Here is a 17,439-nt window from a genome sequence, read left to right as displayed (position 1 = left end):
CCCGGCGGGGGACCGGGGGCCGGGGCGTGTTCCGGCCCCCGGTCCCGGTCCGGGCGGACGGCCGAGGGGCGCCCTGGCCGGCGGACCCGTTAGACCGTCCAGGTGAAGGGCTGCCCGATGCGGCGCGTCCGGCGGGGCCCTCGGACGTGGCGGCGGCCGCCGTCACGGGGACGGCGGCCGCCGGTGCTCGTACCGGACGAGGGGGAGTCAGCCCGAGGCCAGGCGCCTCGCAGCCTCCGCGATGTGGGTGCGGGAGATGCCGGCGGCGTCCATGAGTTCCTCCGTCGTGCCGGAGCCGGGCAGGTCGCGGACGGCCAGGTGCGCGAAGGCCGGCCCCTGGCGCCGTGCGGCGAGGGCCGACAGGACGGCCTCGCCCAGGCCGCCCTCGGGGTGGTGGTCCTCGGCGACGACGAGGGCACCGGTGTCGCGGGCGGCGCGCGCGAGGGCGTCGGCGTCGACGGGCTTGACCGAGTACAGGTCGATCACCCGGGCCGCCATGCCCTCGCCGGCCAGTGCGTCCGCCGCCGCCAGGCACTCGTGCAGCGTGACCCCGGCCCCGACGAGTGTGACCTCGTCGGCACCGGACTGCCGCAGGGTCTTGGAACCGCCCACCGGGAAGGACTCGTCCGGCCCGTACAGGACGGGATACGCCCCGCGCGTGGTGCGCAGGTACGAGATGCCGTCGAGGTCGGCCTGGGCCGCCGTCAGCGCGGCCGCGGACGTGGCGTCGCTGGGGTAGAGCACCGTGGAGCCGTGGACGGCGCGCATCATCGCCAGGTCCTCGACGCCCATCTGCGACGGCCCGTCCGCACCGATCTCCACGCCGCAGTGGCTGCCCGACAGGGCCATCGAGATCTGCGAGATGGCCGCCATGCGGATGAAGTCGTGGGCCCGCGTGAGGAAGGCGGCGAACGTCGCGGCGTACGGACGGTAGCCGCGCACGGCCATGCCCACGGCAGAGGCGATCATCTGCTGCTCGGCGATGTACGTCTCGAAGTAGCGGTCGGGGTAGGCCTTGCCGAAGTCCTCCGCGTGCGTGGAGTTGCCGACCTCGGCGTCCAGCACCACGACGTCGGGGCGGACGCCCACCGCCACGAGCGCCTTGCCGAAGGCGACCCGGGTGGCGACCTCGTCCCCGATCTGGAAGCGCGGCAGGTCCAGGCGGGCCGGCGCCGTCGTCGGCGGGCGCGGCGCGGCGTCGGGCGGCCGCGGGCCGCGGACGGTGAGGTGGCGTACGCCGCCGAGTTCCGCGATGGCGTGCTCCGCGAGGTCCGGCGGCAGCGGCTTGCCGTGCCAGCCCTCGTGGTCGGCGACCTCCGGGACGCCCTGGCCCTTGACGGTCCTGGCCACGATGACGGTGGGCGCCTGCCCGTCGGCGGCGGTGGTCAGCGCCCGGTCGACGGACTGCAGGTCGTGGCCGTCGACGACCAGGGCGCGGCAGCCGAAGGCCTCGATGCGGCGGGCGTACGCCTCGGTGTCCCACTGCAGTTCCGTGGGGCCGCGCTGGCCGAGCCGGTTGACGTCGACGATCGCCACGAAGTTGGGCAGTTGACGCTGGCCGGCCTTGTCGAGGGCCTCCCAGACCGAGCCCTCGGCCATCTCGCTGTCGCCGCACAACACCCAGACCCGGTACGGCTCGTGCTCCAGGTCGCGTCCCGCGGTGGCGATGCCCACGCCGTAGGCGATGCCCTGGCCCAGCGATCCGGTCGCCACGTCCACCCAGGGAAGGACGGGCGTGGGGTGGCCCTGCAGGCGCGCTCCGAACGTGCGGTACGTCGTCATGAGTTCGTGCTCGTCGACGGCGCCCGCGGCGTGGAACATCGCGTACAGCAGGGGAGAGGCGTGTCCCTTGGAGAAGATCAGGTGGTCGTTGGCGGGGTTCTTCGGCTGCTGCCAGTCGTAACGGAGATGACGGGCCATCAGCACGGCCATCAGGTCGGCGGCGGACAGGCTGGAGGTGGGGTGGCCCGAGCCGGCCGAGGTGCTGGCCCGCACGGAGTCCACTCGGAGCTGCTGGGCGAGTTCGAAGACCTGTTCCAGGTCGCTGTCGGGCCCGATCGGGCGGGCGGCGGCTTTCTGGTCCGTCATGACGGATTCCCTCTTCGTACGGAGGATTCTTCGTACCTGATGCCTGCTACCCACCGGTTCGGGTGGCACTCGTCTCGGCCGGCCGGCGTCAGCGCAGGAGTCCGCGGCGCGAACGCCGCCACCTGACCCCGACGAAGACCAGGTCGATCACGAGTACGACGATGCCGATGATCAGCAGGTAGAACAGACCGTCGGTGACCACGCCGATGAGGCCGAGGACGACGGCCGCCAGAAGCAGGAAGAGAAAGAGCGCCATGGCCGGACACCTCCCCGATGCGACGTGGTGCGCTCAGCGCCGGGCGAGTTTGCGTTCGCCGCCGGCGCCCGGGTGGTAGGCCATGTCGTAGTACTGGAAGATCTCCCCTTCCTGCTCGACGGGCAGGACGTCGTCCGTCCCGATGGACGGAGCCTTCTTCACCAGTCCCTTGGACAGGGCGACCTGGACGTAGCCGGGCCCGACGACCGCCTCGTCGAGGGGGACGAACACCAGCCGCTGCCGCGTGGGCAGCCCGGTGCGCACCGTCGCCATGGAGGGCTCGTCGGTGGCGGTGTCGACGTAGACCGCCTCCAGCGCGCCGATCTTGTGACCCTTGGGGTCGATGACGTCGCGGTCGCGCCACTCGCGGATATCGGCTGAATGGATCATGAGCTGCTCCTCGGTGGAGCGCCGGACTGGCGCCGTGCCCCGGCGCGGTCGCCGGGACCGCCCTGGCCGGACCGTCGCAGGTGAGTGCGTTCCTGCTCGTTTTCTCATGCTACGTCCGGAACCCGGATCCGGCCGGGGCGCAGGCCTTCGCGGAAACCGTGGCCGTCCACGGACGGCTGGACGTGCCGGCCGCCACTCGCGGGCGCCGTTTGAGGCCGCCGGGGGCGGCAACGCGACCCCTGGGGGGTGAGTTCGCCGGCCGACCGGCCCCGGAGGCTGTGATGGAAGCCGTCATGGAAGTCGTGGAAGAGGACCCCTACCGTTTCCGCATCACCCGGCGCGCGCGGATGCGCGTGCCCGGTGTCGTGTTCGCCTCGCGCGACCTGCTGAGCCACGCCGAGAAGGCCCTGGAACAGGTCGTCAACGTCGCGGCGCTGCCGGGCATCGTCGGAGCGTCGTACGCCATGCCCGACGTCCACTGGGGCTACGGGTTCCCCATCGGAGGGGTGGCCGCGACCGACGTCGCCGACGGCGGCGTGGTCTCCCCCGGCGGGGTGGGCTTCGACATCTCCTGCGGCGTACGCCTGCTGGCCGCCGACTGCGACCGCGCGGCGATCGGACCCGCCCTGCCCGCGATCATGGACGGACTGGGCCAGGACACGCCGCGCGGCGCGGTCACCGGAGCCGTCTGGCACCTGGGCAGCGACCGCCTGCTGGAACGCGTGCTGGCGGGCGGGTCCCGCTACGCCGTGGAGGAGGGGCACGGCGAGGACGGCGACCTGCGCCGCTGCGAGGACGGCGGGGCGGTGGCCGACGCGGACACCGGCCAGGTCGGCGCACGCGCCCGCGAACGCGGCCTCGGGCAGGTCGGCAGCCTCGGCTCGGGCAACCACTTCCTGGAGGTCCAGGAGGTGGCCGAGGTCTACGACGAGCCGGTCGCCGCCGCCTTCGGCCTCGCGCTCGGCCAGGTCTGCGTGATGATCCACTGCGGTTCCCGGGGACTGGGCCACCAGATCTGCTCCGACCACGTGCGCGCGATGGACCGTGCGATGCGGCGCTACGGCATCGAGGTCCCCGACCGGCAGCTCGCCTGCGTCCCCGTCGACTCGCCCGAGGGCCGCGCCTACCTCGGCGCGATGGCCGCCGCCGCCAACTACGCCCGGGCCAACCGCCAGCTGCTGGGCGAGCTGTCCCGCCGCGTCTTCCGCCGCGAGGCGGGCGTCCCTCTCACGCTCGTCTACGACGTGTCCCACAACCTGGCCAAGATCGAGGAGCACGAGGTGGACGCGGCGCCGCGCACCCTGTGCGTCCACCGCAAGGGCGCCACCCGGGCGCTTCCGCCCGGCCACCCGGACCTGCCCGCCGACCTTCGCGGCGTCGGCCAGCCCGTGCTCATCCCCGGCACCATGGGCACCTGCTCCTACGTCCTCACCGGAGTCCCCCGAGGTGCGGCGTTCCACTCGACCTGCCACGGGGCCGGCCGCGAGAAGAGCCGGCACCAGGCCGCGCGCGGGGTCAGCGGCAGGGAGCTGCGGGCGCGGCTCGAGGCCCGCGGGATCGCCGTGCGCGCCTCGTCCTGGCGCGGCCTCGCCGAGGAGGCGCCGGAGGCGTACAAGGACGTCTCGGCGGTGGTCGAGGCCAGCGAGGGCGCCGGACTGTGCCGCAGGGTCGTCCGCCTGGTGCCCCTCGGTGTGGTGAAGGGGTAGCCACGCCCCGGAGGACCGGTCGGACGTCTCAGACGTCGACCGTGGCCGCGCAGGTCCACCCGTACGGGCCGGGCGCCAGGTGGAGCTCGCCCAGCGAGACGGCCTTCGGCACCGCGCCGACGACCTCGACCGACGCGACGTCGGCCACCGCCATCCGTACGTCCAGCCCGCCGCCGTCGTCGTCCGACTCGGCCTCGACGTCGACGGGCACCTCCCCGTGCACCTCGAGCCGGAAGATGACCTCGTCGAGGAGGTCGGCCAGCAGATCGTCGTCGGGGGCCTCCGCCACCGGCACCCGCCGTACGCACGCGGGCCGCACCCCGGCGACGTCCGCGAAGCACTCGACCAGCCCCATCACCGCCTCGACCAGGCACTGCTCCCTGGTCGGCGCCCACGCCTCGATCCGCACATCGGCGGTGTGCGGCACCGTACGGTGCCCGCCCGCCTCCGCTCCGCCGCCGCCGTAGGTCTCGTCCACCATGAGGAACGCCTGCCCGGTTCGCGCGGCCTCAAGGGTCCGGCGGCCCGCCGTCAGCTCTTGACGGCCCGCAGGACCACGAACTTCGGATTCGACGCGACGACCTCGCAGTTCCCGAAGAGCCGCCGCAGGCGCACGTGGTAGCCGAGGTGCCGGTTGCCGACGACCAGCAGTTCGCCCCCGGTCCGCAGCGCGGACCGGGCGGTGACGAACATGCGCTGGGCGGTCGCGGCGGTGACCGCCTGGTGGGAGTGGAACGGCGGGTTGTTGAGGACGAGGTCGGCCCCCTCGGGCCGGACGGCGTCCACGGCGTCGGCCGCGTCCCCGACGAGGAACCGGGCCCTGCCCCCGGGGCCCGCGTTGTCGCGGAAGGTCCGCTCGGCGGAGGCGACCGCCTGGTGCGACTCGTCGACGAACAGCACGTCTGCGTCGTGGTTCGCCAGGGCGACCGCGGTGCCGACGACACCGTTGCCGCAGCCCAGGTCGACCACGCGGTCCGGGCCCTTGCGGTCCGGAAGGTGCTCGAGCAGGAAGCGGGTGCCGATGTCGAGGCGGTCGGCGCAGAACACGCCCGCGTGGTTGGTGACGGTACGGCCGGACACCGGCCCGATGCCGTCGGGCAGCGCGTACCGCAGCGGCCACGGGTTCGTCCCGCGGGCCGCCGCCGGATCGGGCGTGCTGAAAATCAGCCGCGCCTTGCGCACCGCCGGCGAGGTACGGGTCGGCCCGACGATCCGCTCGAACAGCCGCAGCGTGGATGTGTGGATCTCGGTGACCATGCCCGTACCCAGGACGACGGTGTCCGGGTGGAGCGCGGGCGCCAGCCGGTGCAGCTGGTCCTCCAGCAGGGCGAGGCTCTTGGGCACCCGGACCAGCAGCACGTCGATGCGTGCGGGAGGCTCGTCGCGCGTGGTCAGCAACCGCACCTCGGCGTCCGGCACATTGCGGCGCAGGTTCGCGCGCGTGGCCTGCTGCCCGAGGTGGGAGTCCGTGATCTGCGCGGGACGGTACGCGGCCAGCGCCGTCGCCAGCGCCCCCCAGCGGTCGCCCAGGACGACGGTCGTGCCCGTCAGGTCCGTGCCCGTCTCGGCGACGTGCCGCAGAAGGTAGTCGTCGGCGGCGTCCCACGCCCGCAGCGTCTCGCGCGGCTCCGCGGGGAATCGGGTCAGTTCGAGTGCGCCCCACGGCGTGCTGAAGAGGTTCATCGCCCCCTCAGGGTACGGGCTGCGCGCGCCGCCCCAGGCTGCGGGCTCCGAGGCCGCCGCCGGCAACGGCGACGCGGGCCGGCGGTACGGCCGGCAGGCCGGTGAGGTCGCGCGGGCCCCGTCACGCGGCCGGTGGGTGCGCGCGGTCGCGGCGCACCCACCGACGCGAGGGGATCAGCCCTGGGCGGCGTTCTGCACCATCTCGGCGAACGTGGTGACGTCCTTGGCCGGGGGAACCTTGATCGCGGAGGTCTTGCCGTAGCCGGAGTAGCCGATCGTCAGCTTGGCCGGGCCCTTGGCGGTCTTACCGGACTCCACGGTCTGCACGGCGAGGTCGTCGGCGCCGATCCACGCCTCGATCTTGACGGTGTTCTTGAGGCCGGTGGTCTGCAGTTCCTTGACGTACGCGTCGCGCTCGTCCTTGCTGATGAGATCGAGGACGGCGGTGTCCGCGGCGAGCTTCTTGATGTCCACCGTGCCCGTGTAGTGGGTCGCCTCGGCGCCGGCGACCTGCTCCGTACCGGCCTTGGTGAGGTCCCCCGCGGTGGACAGGGCGGCGAGGGCCGCGGCGGGCCCGTGCGGCAGGTCGGCGGCCGGGTTGTCCTCCGCGGAGCCGCCGTCGAGCTTGAGCCACTTCTTGCCGCCCGCGGCCTCGGCCATCTCCCCCTCGACGGGGAGGTACACGCCGCCGTCGGCCATCGTCATGTGCACCTTGCCGTCCGGGCCCGCCATGTCCTGCAAGTCGGGGTCGGAAGCGGCGTCCACGCTGAGCTCTGCCCCTTCGGAGCCCTTCTCCCAGCTCAGCGTGCCCTCGGCCTTGGTGTTGCCCTCCGCCGGATCGATGGAGTCGACGCTGACCTTCGCGGAGGCCTGCTGCTCCACCGCCTTGGTGGCGTTCCGCAGCGCCTCGACGGGGGTGACCTCCTTCTTCTCCGGCGTGGCGGAGCCCTGCGTCGACCCGGACTTCGGCGCGGCGTCCTCGCCGGAGTCACCACAGGCCGCGAGACCGAGCGCGAGCGTGCCGGTCGCAGCGGTGATCGCCACAAGGCGACGAATACGCATGAAAAGTTCCCCCCTGGGGGTAAAAATCTGTACAACGATCAACGGCCCTGCACGATACAGCAACCTGCGGACACTCGAACGATCAGGCGGTCCGGCATGATCAGGGCATGCCTTTGATCGACGTCGTGAAGGTGACATCACCTGCTGAGGAGACCGACGCCGTCGTGACCGCGGCCAACGAGTCGCTGACGGGCGGCGGTGGCGTGGACGGCGCCATCCACCGGGCGGCGGGTCCGCGACTGGCACAGGCGGGTGCCGCCATCGGTCCCTGCCCACCGGGAGATGCGATGGCGGCGCCCGCCTTCGGCCTCGGACCGCGGGTCAGGCACGTGATCCACGCGGGCGGTCCATGGGGGAAGGCGGCGACCAGGGAGAGGCCGAGGTCCTCGCCCCCTGTTACCGCCGCTGCCTGGAGGTCGCCGACGAACTCGGGGCGGCGAGCGTCGAGTTCCCCGCGATCGCCACGGGCGTCGTGGCCCGCCGCCGCGGCCTCCGGGCCGGACTGCCCGGCCGGCATCGTCACCCAGGCCGCGAACCCGTCCCGCGAGCCGACCTCGTCGGACGGCCCCAGCCCGAAGCCGTCCTCGTGCCGGCCGGGCCCCCACCCGTCGTGGGGCTCGAGCCAGGCGGAGTGCAGACGGACGGTGGGCGCGACCAGTTCGGGCAGGCAGGAGAGGACGATATCCGCGTGCGGTTCTCGAACGGCCGTCCGCCCTCGTCGGAAAAATCGGGTGTGTGTGCGCACCGAGCACTGCTAATTTCTGTGACGTGCCGAAGCTCAATCAGATCATCGCCGTGGAAAAGGGCGTCAAGTCCAAGTCCCTCCAGGAACTGACCCAGGCCCATCACGACGTCCAGAAGCCCGCGCTGCTCGCCGGGATCTCGCGGACGTACCAGCCCAAGGACGAGGAGGGCGAGCAACTGCCCCCGGAGTCCACCCGGGTCCAGGTGAAGGCCGAGGACGTCCTGCACGCGGTCGGGGGCACCCTGACGCGGCTCTTCGACGTGACGGCGACCAAGGACTGGGCCAACCGGACCGCGGCCGCGGACGTGGTGGTCGACGGGCGGGTGCTCCTCGCGCAGGTCCCCGTCCCGTACCTGCTGTTCCTGGAGAAGCAGCTCACCGACCTGCACACGTTCGTGCGCAAGCTGCCGGTCCTCGACGCGTCGGAGTCGTGGAACCCGGACCCGTCGACGGACTGCTGGAAGACCGACCCGGTCCGGACGATCCGCACCAGGAAGGTGCCGCGCAACCACGTGAAGGCCGAGGCCACGGAGAAGCACCCGGCGCAGGTCGAGGTGTACTACGAGGACGTGCCCGTCGGGTACTGGACGACCGTGAAGTTCTCCGGCGCGCTGCCGGCGCGCCGCGTGAACGAACTGCTCGGCAGGGTCGAGAAGCTGCAGCAGGCCGTCAAGTTCGCCCGCGAGGAGGCCAACGGCGCGGACGTCGCCGACCAGCGCGTGGGCGAGTCGGTCTTCGGCTACCTGTTCGGGTAGCCTCATCAACGCCCCCCGTGAGAGCGGGGGGTGCGCCGAGAGCGCAAGCTGAAACTGACGTTGAAGCTGACCAGGGGTATCAGTGGGGGTTCGAATCCCTCTCCCGGCACCACGTGCCGGGGTGGCCCAACCGGTAGAGGCAGCCCCGTTAATCTCAGACTCTCGCTCCAGTCTCAGCATTCGCCGCCGAACACCGGATCGACCGAGCGCGGACGATCATCGACGGATGGGGGTTCGATTCCCCTCTGCGCCTCTTCGCGGCGCGGTAGTTCAAAGGTAGAACACGTCGATCTCAGAATGATCCGCGACTCTTAAACGCCGCCGGTGTGCGCAATTGGGTGGCACCTCAGGAGCCCGGGTAGCTGGATACCGCTCCCGGGCTCCGTCACCTCTGCGTCCATCCGGGGGGCCGTGTGTGATGGACGACGGCGCCCGGAACACGGTGAGCGCAAGGCTTCAGCGGCGTCCCCAGGCCAGCAAGGCCGCGTGCGGCAGCGTGAGCATGCCGTCGGCGTCGGTGAACTCCTCGCTGAACCTGAGGAAGTGTCTCTCGATCGCGGACCGTGTCCCCGAGGACTGACTCTGCACGAGGTGTCCGGAGAACGCCACGCCGGCCGCGGGACCGCTCCACCATTCGTCGACAGTGGTCCGATGGTCACACCGGAGCGTCTCGCAGCCGGTCTCCCGCAAGCCGGCCGAGCGGAGGAGATCGGTCAGGCCCTCCTCGTCACGTGGGAAGTCCTCCTCGGGCGCGAGCGCCGGCAAGTGGGCCGGCCGGACAGCGCCGGCGGCCCGGATCGCACGGCTGAGCAGGTCCTGCCCTGCCGCAGGAGGCACAGGTCAGATCGTGAGCGCGATCCAGCCGTCCGGCCGCACCACGCGTCGCAGTTCGCCCATCGCGCGCCGGGGCCGGCCCACGTGGTCCGTCGTGGACGCGGGGACGCTGTCGGCGTCGTCTACTCGGGGCCGGTGGCGGCCGGGACTGCAACGGTGAGGCGGGCGGCGGGGGGACGGCGGAGCCGGAACGGGCGTGGGGGCTTGTGACGAAACCGTGGCGCGCGACAACGTTGTCAGTTGATCCGGTCATGACTATAGCGGCCCAGGAGGCAACGTTGTCAAGGGAGTTGGCGTGCGGCGGAGGCGGTCTTCCGGGACACCGGTGGGGCGCGTTACTGTCCCCGCGGCTTGTGTGACCGTGGCGCGCGACCCGTCCGTGAGAAGAAGGGCCGCGTCATGCGCTTGCGTCCGACGTCCGTGCTGCTGGCCGCCGTCCTGGCGGTCGGCGGCGCCACTCCCGCCCTCGCGGCGCCCGCCGCGCCGCCACCCGATCTCGTGCAGGACCCCACCTCCTACGTCGACCCCCTGATCGGCACCAGGAACGGCGGCAACGTCTTCCCCGGCGCCGTCATGCCGCAGGGCATGCTGTCCTGGAGCCCCGAGACCACCGGCGGCGACGCCACCCGCACCACGGCGCCCGGCGGTTACCACTACGACACCCCCCGCGTCCGGGGCTTCAGCCTCACCCACATGTCGGGCACCGGCTGTGCGGGCGGCAGCGGCGACATCCCGTTCCTCCCGTACGCCGGGGAGGTCACCACCTCGCCCGCCGCGGACACCAAGGACGCCGTCTACGCCGCCGACTTCAAGCACGCCGACGAGACCGCCGAGCCCGGCCGCTACAAGGTCGGCCTGTCCTCCGGCGTCACCGCGGACCTGACGGCCACCACGCGGACGGGCTCCGGCCGTTTCACCTATCCCGCGGACAAACCGGCCTCCCTGCTGATCCGCACCGCCAACTCCGAGGTCGGGTCCACGGACTCGACCGTGACCATCGACCCGAAGACCCGTACCGTCTCCGGCTCCGTCACCTCCGGGAACTTCTGCGGCTACCTCGATCCGGAGGGCCGCCGCTCCTACTACACCCTCTACTTCACCGCCCGCTTCGACCGCGCCTTCAAGGCGACCGGCACCTGGCAGGACGACAAGGTGAGCCCCGGAGCCACCAGCGCCTCCGGCGGCACCGGCGGCTTCGCCGATGGCGGGAACCCGGTTCCCGGCAAGGGCGCGGGCGGCTGGGTGGAGTTCGCGCCCGGCGGCGGACCGGTGAACGTCAAGGTCGGCATCTCGTACGTCAGCCAGGCCGGCGCCGCCGCCAACCTCGCCGCGGAGAACCCCCGGCACCGCTCCTTCGACGCCGTACGGGACGCGGCCCGCCGCGCGTGGCGCGAGCGGCTGGGCGCGATCAAGGTCGGCGGCGGCACGGACGCCGAGCGCACCACCTTCTACACCGCGCTGTACCACGCGATGATGCACCCCAACGTCATCAGCGACAGCGACCGCAGATACCGGGGCAGCGACGGCGAGGTCCACACGGTCGCCCGCGGCCACCAGGCCCAGTACGGCACCTTCTCCGGCTGGGACGTCTACCGCTCCCAGGTCCAGCTGCTCACCCTGCTGAGCCCGCGCACCGGCTCCGACATCGCCCAGTCGCTGTACGAGTTCGCCCGGCAGAACGGCGGCGTCTGGGACCGCTGGCTGCACGGCGCGTCCGGCACACACGTCATGAACGGCGACCCGTCGCCCGCCGCCCTCGCCGGGATCCGGGCCTTCGGCGGAACGGACTTCGACCTGCGCGGCGCGCTGGACTCCCTGGTGAAGGCCGCGACCGTGCCGACCGAGCGCGATCTTTCGCCGGCGGGCAAGCCCATCCTCTCCGTGGGCCAGCGCCCCTCCCTGGACAAGTACCTGAAGCTGCACTACATGCCGTCCGTCTCCAACGCCTGGGGCGGCGCCGCCGAGACCCTGGAGATGTCGGGCGCCGACTTCGCCCTCTCCCAGCTCGCCAAGGCCGCCGGGGACAAGCGCACGGCGGCCGACTTCGCCCGGCGCTCCCAGTGGTGGCAGAACAACTTCAACCTCGCGGCCGACCCGAGCGGCGGCTACATCGCCAACCGCGCGGCCGACGGCAGCTGGGTCACCGGCTTCACCCCGGCCACGGGCAACGGCTTCGTCGAGGGCACGGCCGCCCAGTACACCTGGATGGTGCAGCACGACCCGGCCGGGCTGTTCGCCGCGATGGGCGGACGGAACAAGGCCCTCGACCGGCTGGACGCCTTCTTCCACACGGCGGACGGCAGCTGGGCGTTCACCGGCAGCGGCGGTGGGAAGTCCGAGATGGACAACGAGCCGTCGATCAACGTGCCGTACCTCTACGCCTACGCCGGAAAGCCCTACAAGACGCAGGAGACCGTCCGGGCCGCGATGGGCGCCCTGTGGTCCACGCAGCCGGGCGGCATCCCCGGCAACGACGACCTCGGCGCGATGTCGTCCTGGTACGTCTTCTCGGCCCTCGGCATGTACCCGCAGGTGCCCTCCCGCGCCGAACTCGTCCTGGGCTCCCCGCTGTTCCCGCGGATCGAGATCGACCGCCCCGCCGGCAACGACATCTCCATACGCGCCACCGGCGCGGCGGCCGACGCCCCGTACATCCGGTCGCTGAAGGTCGACGGCCGCACCAGCGACCGGCCGTGGCTGCCCGCCTCCTTCGTCGAGGACGGCGGCAGGCTCGACTACACGCTGTCGGGCACCCCGGACCGCGGCTGGGGAGCGGACGCCGCGGACGCGCCGCCCTCATTCCGGGAGGGCGAGCAGCCGCACCAGGTCGGCGTCGGCCCCACCACGGCGACGATCGCCCCGGGCGGCGGCACCAGGGTCGGCATCCGCGCCCTGTCGTTGAGCGGCGGTCAGGCACCGCGGGTGAGCTTCCGCGTGAAGGTGCCCGACGGCGTCACGGCGTCCCCCGCGGAGGGGACGTTCACGGACGGCTCCCAGGACATCACCCTGTCCACCGCCGGAGACGTCAAGCAGGGCTTCTACGACGCCGAGGTCGCGGTGACCTACGGGGACACGTCGTACGAGCAGCCGGTGTCCCTGACGGTCGCCGCTCCCGGCTCCCTCATCGCGGCGTACAACAGCACGGGCGTCTCCGACGACTCTGGTGACCACGACGAGGCGGACTACGACGGCGGCGGCTGGAGCTACTCCCGTCAGGCCCTCGCCGCGGCGGGCCTGACCGGCGGCGCGCAGGGCACGATCACCGGAGGCCTCGGCTTCACCTGGCCCGATTCGCCCGCGGGGCGCCCCGACAACGCCTCCGCGACCGGCCAGACCATCGAACTGGCCACTCCCGCCTCGCGGTTGTCGTTCGTCGGCAGCGCCGTCAACGGCGACCAGCAGACGACGGCGACGGTCACCTACTCCGACGGCAGCACCGGTTCCGTCGACCTGTCCTTCACCGACTGGACCGTGGGAGGAGGCGGCGGCAGCGTCCGCTTCGGCAACGAGGTGGTCGCCAGGACCGCGTACCGGAACGTGGCGGGCGCCGACAAGGATCCGGTGGCCACGTACGTCTTCGCCACCAAGCCCTTCGCCGCGCCGGACGGCAAGACCATCACGAGCGTGAAGCTCCCGGCCGACACGGACCTGCACGTCTTCACCCTCGCGGTGGACTGACCCGGGGGATCCCCAGGGGCGGGCGCGGAGCGATTCCGCGCCCGCCCTCCGTGCTGTCGGCAGCGGCGCGCCGGATAAGCGTCGAATAAGGTGGCGCAGGTCATAGCGGGAATTCTCGAAGACTTGTAACCCTTTTTCCGTCCGGCAATGCGCATTGTCATTTCTTTGGGTGTGGATCGCCTGGTATGGATGCAGGCTGCAGGAGGATATTTTCCGAGCCGTCGGGCGATGGCCACCCATTGTTCGTGGGCCCGCGACGGACTCGGTTGAAGGCGCCGCCAACGAGGCGCAGCTGTTCACGGCGATGCTCAAGAACGTGGGCGTCAGGCTCGACACCAAGGTCAAGCCGAGCGACGACAGGGCCCTTGTCCCCGGTGCAGCACCGGGGACAAGGGCCCTTCGTCCGTCGTGCCGTCGGCTACTTGACGCCGAAGGCGCGGATCAGGGTCTGGCTGACGCTGTTCCCCTTCGAGTCCCGCGCCGTCGTCCGCAGGCTCGCGAAGCGGGCCCGCGACGGCGCGTCGAGCTGCGCCTTCCAGCCGTTGCCCGACTGCCGCAGCGTCGCCTTGCGCCAGGTGGCGCCGTCGTCGTACGACACCTCCAGGGTCACCGTGCGGATCGCCCCGGCGTCCGCCGCGCCCTTCAGGTGCGAGGCGGTGACCGTCAGCCCGGTCCGCCGCTGCGCCTTGCCGGACAGGTCGGTGGCCACCGCGTAGTCGAGCTGGACCAGCGGCAGGGGGGTGAGCGTCGTGTAGTCCGTGGTGCTGGAGACGAAGCCCCACTCGGTCCGGGTGCGGGTCGAGTACGGACGGTCCGGCAGGTTCCGCTTGCCCTCCACCACGATCCGGTAGGGCCGCGGGTCGGGCGAAAGCTCCTCGGCCGTGATGATCCGCTCGTTGTAGTCCTCTCCGAGCAGCTCGTCGCCCTGGTACAGCGAGATCTTCGACGTGTCGCCGTCGGCCCACGTCACGCCCGCGTGACCGCCGGAGTCGCCCCAGGCCGGCAGGCTGGACGTGCTGATGATGTCGCCGACCCGGAAGGGGGCCGTCCAGCTGATGCCGTCGTTGAGCGCCCGCGGGCGCTGGATCGGCGCGAACCAGGTCTCACTGGCCGTGCTGCGCGCCTTGTACGTGCGGATGACGCCCCGCTGGCCGAGATCGGGCATGGCGGCCGCGGAGATCCAGCGCTCACCCGCCGTGACCCACGAGGTGAGGGCGCCCTGGGCCGCGACCTGCGTCGCATCGACGAGCGTGGGCCGGTTGCCGATGACCGAGACGTCCTCGCGGTACGCCACGGCCCTGCCCTGCTTGGTGTTGCGGAACGACTCGTCGATGCGCGCCAGTTCGCCGGGGCCGGGCCGGTAGGACGGGTCCTTCGGGACCGCCCCGTCGTTGTGGCGGATCAGGTCGTAGGCGTAGCGGGGGTACGGGTGCGAGACCACCTTCAGCGTCGCGGTGCCGGGCTTGCGGAGCCGGCTCAGCAGCCGCGCGCTGTCGTCGGTGCCGAGCGAGGCCACGGGCAGCGGGGCGCCCTCGGGCAGGTCGGCCCAGGGGTCGTACTTGCCGTAGCCGTCGTTCAGGATCAGCAGCTGGCGTGCGCCGGCCTTCGCCGCGGCGGCGGCCTGGTCCGGGGCCGACACGCTGTCGCTGCGACGGACGACGGCCACCTGGCCGCGCACCTTGACCTTGCGGAAGTCGGCCGCGGAGCCGTCACCCGCCCAGACCGCCCGGTAGGTGCCCGTGCCGTCCGGCAGCTTGGGCGACAGGCTCTGGATGGTGACGTCGCCGTAGGTGTGCGAGCCGGAGGAGAACGTCAGCGGCGCCTGGATCTGCCGCCAGCGGGTCGCGAAGTGGTAGGAACCCGTGCTCACCTTGGGAGTCGGGGTCACCCAGAGGCTGTCGTACAGCCAGTACTGCGGCATGTAGCTGTCCATGAACGGGTACAGGTCGCCGTTGGAGCGGTACTGGTCGACGCGCATGAACTGGTTGGCGGTCGGCTGCGGCGTCACGGCGGCGGCCTTGCGCAGGTCCGCGGCGTCGAAGCTGACGGTGCGGTCGGCGTCGAGGTCGATCTGCGGCGCCGAGAACATCGCGAAGCCCAGCGTGTGCGTGCCGTCGATGCCGGGCACGTCCGCGTTCAACCACGCCGAGTAGGTGCTCGGGGGCAGGCGCAGGTCCATGCGGCCCGAGGCGTCGACGGCGAACGCCTTGGGGGCGGTGTTGCGCTCCACGTCCTTGAGGATGAGGGTGCCGGGCAGGGCCTTGCCGCGCCGGTCCTTCGCCGTGACCGTCAGTACGGTCCGGCGGCCCTCCTTGTTCACCCCGACCGTGGTGCGGGCCAGGGTCGCGCCGTCGGTGTCGGTGGCGACGAGGCGGGTGGCATAGGCGCCGTTGTCCTCGGCGGCGTCGAGGTGGGTGATGACGCCGACGGAGGCGGTGCCGTGCGCGGGCACGGTCAGCCGCGAGTCGCTGAGGGTGAACAGTCCCTCGGGCAGCTGACCCGGGCGCAGGGCCAGGTCCACGGTGACGGGTTCGGCGCCCGAGTTGGTGTAGGTGACGTCCTTGCGGACCGTCTGACCCGGCGTGTACGGGTAGTGGGTCTGCGCGTAGGCGTCACCGGAGGCGACCAGCGTGGCCTTCACGGCGGCGGCGACGTCCACGCGCCCGCTGCCGGACTCGAAGGGGCTGAACCTGTCGATGGTGCTCGCCGTGGTGCTGATCAGCGCGTCCTTGAGCTGCCGCCCCGTCCAGTCCGGGTGCTCGGCGGCCAGGAGGGCCGCGGCGCCCGCCACGTGCGGCGTCGCCATCGAGGTGCCGCTCATCGTCTGGTAGGCGCCCTCGCCCTCCGGCGCGTACTGCGAGCGCGCCGCCAGCACGTTCACACCCGGGCCGGTCAGATCGGGCTTGACGGCGTTGTCGCCCACGCGCGGGCCACGGCTGGAGAACTCGGCGAGCTGGTCCACCCCCTTGCCGGGGCCGTTGACCGCGCCCACCGTCAGCGCCGCGTCGGCGGCACCGGGGGCGCTCACGGTGTAGGGCGAGGGGCCCGAGTTGCCCGCCGCGATGACGAACAGCGCCCCGGTCTCCTCGCTGAGCCGGTTCACCGCCTCGCTGAGCGGATCGGTGCCGTCGGTGGCCCCGCCGCCCAGGCTCATGCTGACGACCTTGGCGTGCTGGTCGCGGGCGGCCCATTCCATGCCGGCGAGGATCCAGGAGTCCTGGCCGCTGCCGTCGTTGTCCAGGACCTTGCCGATGTGCAGGGACGCACCAGGGGCGACACCCTTCTCCGTGCCGCCTGAGGCGGCGCCGGTCCCGGCGACGGTGGAGGCGACGTGGGTGCCGTGGCCGTGCCGGTCGGTGACGTCCTGGTCGGGCACGAAGCTCTGCGTCGCCGCTATGCGGCCGGCGAAGTCCGGGTGCGCGGCGTCGATGCCGGTGTCGAGCACGGCGACGTCCACGCCCTGCCCGGTGTCCCCGCCGCCCCACACCTCCGGGGCGCCGATCTGCGCCGTCGTGTCGGACAGCGTGGCCTTGACCTTGCCGTCCAGCCACACCTTGGCGACGCCGCCGGCCAGTCGAGCGCCGTCCGCCGCCTTCGCGGCCGTCCCGGCGGCCCTCGCCCCGGTGCCGGTCAGCGAGGACCAGAAGTCCGCCGCCCGGTCGTGCTCGGCGGAGATCGCCGCGCCCTGGATGCTGTCGAGCGTCAGCGTCCTGCGCGCGCCCGCCGGGGTCTTCGCGGTGCGGGAGCGTGCCGCGGCATCGGTGTAGGTCACGATGAGCGGCAGCCGGTCGGTGCGGGCGTCGTCGTAGCCGTCCGCCAGCAGCGCGGTGATGTTGAAGAGCCCCTCGTCCAGGGCTCCTGACGCGATGTAGGGCACCGCGGCGTCGGGGTACACGTAGGTGTCCGGGCCCACCGACATCACGTGGGCGCCGGCGGTCCTGCCGTTGGGGCCGGTGACCGAGGTGACGGACTCGGTGCGGCCGTTCCCGGTCACGGTGACCTTGTCACCGGTGATCAGCGTGACGGTGCGCGCGGCCGCGGGAGCGGCGCCGGTCGCGGTGGGGGAGGGGGACGTCGCCGAAGGGTCGGCGGACGCGACCGGACCCGTGGCCGTCAGCACCACCAGGGCGGCGACGGCGGCTGTCAACCCGCGTCTGCGGGACGGAGGCATGCGCAAGGGAACCTCATGGAATCGATGGGCTGGGGTTGAACGCAGTCAGCCATCCGTTCGGATCCCTGTAA

11 protein-coding genes and 1 pseudogene are annotated in these 17,439 nt (G+C 72.3%); 4 read left to right on the top strand and 8 right to left on the bottom strand.

The window, feature by feature from the left end:
* Window positions 1–207 precede the first annotated feature (207 nt).
* The 3 genes from B085_RS0106350 to B085_RS0106340 form a co-directional block, all read right to left on the bottom strand.
* The gene (locus B085_RS0106350) at window positions 208–2,088 is read right to left on the bottom strand and encodes a transketolase (protein WP_018557727.1); all 1,881 of its coding nucleotides are present in this window, start codon (window positions 2,086–2,088) and stop codon (window positions 208–210) included.
* Between the two features lie 88 nt (window positions 2,089–2,176).
* Window positions 2,177–2,344 carry a hypothetical protein gene (locus B085_RS49920; protein ID WP_018557726.1) on the bottom strand — a complete coding sequence of 56 codons (168 nt, stop codon included), beginning with the start codon at window positions 2,342–2,344 and terminating at the stop codon, window positions 2,177–2,179.
* Window positions 2,345–2,377: 33 nt separating this feature from the next.
* On the bottom strand, window positions 2,378–2,734 hold the full coding sequence (locus B085_RS0106340; protein ID WP_018557725.1) for a PRC-barrel domain-containing protein: 357 nt from the start codon (window positions 2,732–2,734) through the stop codon (window positions 2,378–2,380).
* Window positions 2,735–3,027: 293 nt separating this feature from the next.
* Here B085_RS0106340 and B085_RS0106335 point away from each other — a divergent pair, with 293 nt between their 5' ends.
* Window positions 3,028–4,440 carry an RtcB family protein gene (locus tag B085_RS0106335; RefSeq protein ID WP_026250740.1) on the top strand — a complete coding sequence of 471 codons (1,413 nt, stop codon included), beginning with the start codon at window positions 3,028–3,030 and terminating at the stop codon, window positions 4,438–4,440.
* Between the two features lie 28 nt (window positions 4,441–4,468).
* Here the strand turns inward: B085_RS0106335 and B085_RS0106330 are convergent, their stop codons facing one another.
* The 3 genes from B085_RS0106330 to B085_RS0106320 form a co-directional block, all read right to left on the bottom strand.
* Window positions 4,469–4,921: an archease gene (locus B085_RS0106330; protein ID WP_018557723.1), complete on the bottom strand. Its 453-nt coding sequence runs from the start codon at window positions 4,919–4,921 to the stop codon at window positions 4,469–4,471.
* A 50-nt stretch (window positions 4,922–4,971) separates the two neighbouring features.
* A complete protein-coding gene (locus B085_RS0106325; protein ID WP_018557722.1) occupies window positions 4,972–6,123 on the bottom strand; it encodes a methyltransferase in 1,152 nt (383 codons plus the stop codon).
* 174 nt (window positions 6,124–6,297) lie between these two features.
* On the bottom strand, window positions 6,298–7,185 hold the full coding sequence (locus tag B085_RS0106320; RefSeq protein ID WP_158689673.1) for a hypothetical protein: 888 nt from the start codon (window positions 7,183–7,185) through the stop codon (window positions 6,298–6,300).
* A 107-nt stretch (window positions 7,186–7,292) separates the two neighbouring features.
* On the opposite strand from B085_RS0106320, the pseudogene B085_RS50515 reads away from it, so the two are divergent.
* Both B085_RS50515 and B085_RS0106310 read left to right on the top strand, forming a co-directional pair.
* Window positions 7,293–8,020: pseudogene (locus B085_RS50515) on the top strand (macro domain-containing protein).
* Window positions 7,954–8,685 (top strand): hypothetical protein, encoded by a 732-nt coding sequence (locus tag B085_RS0106310; RefSeq protein WP_018557719.1) that lies wholly within the window; start codon window positions 7,954–7,956, stop codon window positions 8,683–8,685. Before B085_RS50515 ends, B085_RS0106310 begins: the two are co-directional and overlap by 67 nt.
* A gap of 456 nt (window positions 8,686–9,141) precedes the next feature.
* On the opposite strand, the gene B085_RS41465 is transcribed toward B085_RS0106310, so the two are convergent.
* Entirely contained in the window at window positions 9,142–9,522 is a 381-nt protein-coding gene (locus B085_RS41465; protein WP_018557718.1) for a hypothetical protein, read from the bottom strand.
* 396 nt (window positions 9,523–9,918) lie between these two features.
* Between B085_RS41465 and B085_RS0106300 the strand changes: the two genes are divergently transcribed.
* Window positions 9,919–13,197: a GH92 family glycosyl hydrolase gene (locus B085_RS0106300; RefSeq protein WP_018557717.1), complete on the top strand. Its 3,279-nt coding sequence runs from the start codon at window positions 9,919–9,921 to the stop codon at window positions 13,195–13,197.
* Window positions 13,198–13,615: 418 nt separating this feature from the next.
* Here B085_RS0106300 and B085_RS0106295 read toward each other — a convergent pair whose 3' ends face one another.
* Window positions 13,616–17,368: a S8 family serine peptidase gene (locus tag B085_RS0106295; RefSeq protein WP_078619776.1), complete on the bottom strand. Its 3,753-nt coding sequence runs from the start codon at window positions 17,366–17,368 to the stop codon at window positions 13,616–13,618.
* Between the last annotated feature and the right edge of the window lie 71 nt (window positions 17,369–17,439).

Origin of the sequence: Streptomyces sp. BoleA5, from assembly GCF_000373665.1 — a bacterium.
Taxonomy (GTDB): domain Bacteria; phylum Actinomycetota; class Actinomycetes; order Streptomycetales; family Streptomycetaceae; genus Actinacidiphila.
The sequence above is the reverse complement of the archived record's forward strand: the minus strand, read 5'-3'. Positions and strand labels throughout refer to the sequence as shown.

Coding starts and splice junctions, on each gene's coding strand:
- B085_RS0106350 (WP_018557727.1), bottom strand. CDS start 2,088: ATGACGGACCAGAAAGCCGCCGCCCGCCCGATCGGGCCCGACAGCGAC.
- B085_RS49920 (WP_018557726.1), bottom strand. CDS start 2,344: ATGGCGCTCTTTCTCTTCCTGCTTCTGGCGGCCGTCGTCCTCGGCCTC.
- B085_RS0106340 (WP_018557725.1), bottom strand. CDS start 2,734: ATGATCCATTCAGCCGATATCCGCGAGTGGCGCGACCGCGACGTCATC.
- B085_RS0106335 (WP_026250740.1), top strand. CDS start 3,028: ATGGAAGTCGTGGAAGAGGACCCCTACCGTTTCCGCATCACCCGGCGC.
- B085_RS0106330 (WP_018557723.1), bottom strand. CDS start 4,921: ATGGTGGACGAGACCTACGGCGGCGGCGGAGCGGAGGCGGGCGGGCAC.
- B085_RS0106325 (WP_018557722.1), bottom strand. CDS start 6,123: ATGAACCTCTTCAGCACGCCGTGGGGCGCACTCGAACTGACCCGATTC.
- B085_RS0106320 (WP_158689673.1), bottom strand. CDS start 7,185: ATGCGTATTCGTCGCCTTGTGGCGATCACCGCTGCGACCGGCACGCTC.
- B085_RS0106300 (WP_018557717.1), top strand. CDS start 9,919: ATGCGCTTGCGTCCGACGTCCGTGCTGCTGGCCGCCGTCCTGGCGGTC.
- B085_RS0106295 (WP_078619776.1), bottom strand. CDS start 17,368: ATGCCTCCGTCCCGCAGACGCGGGTTGACAGCCGCCGTCGCCGCCCTG.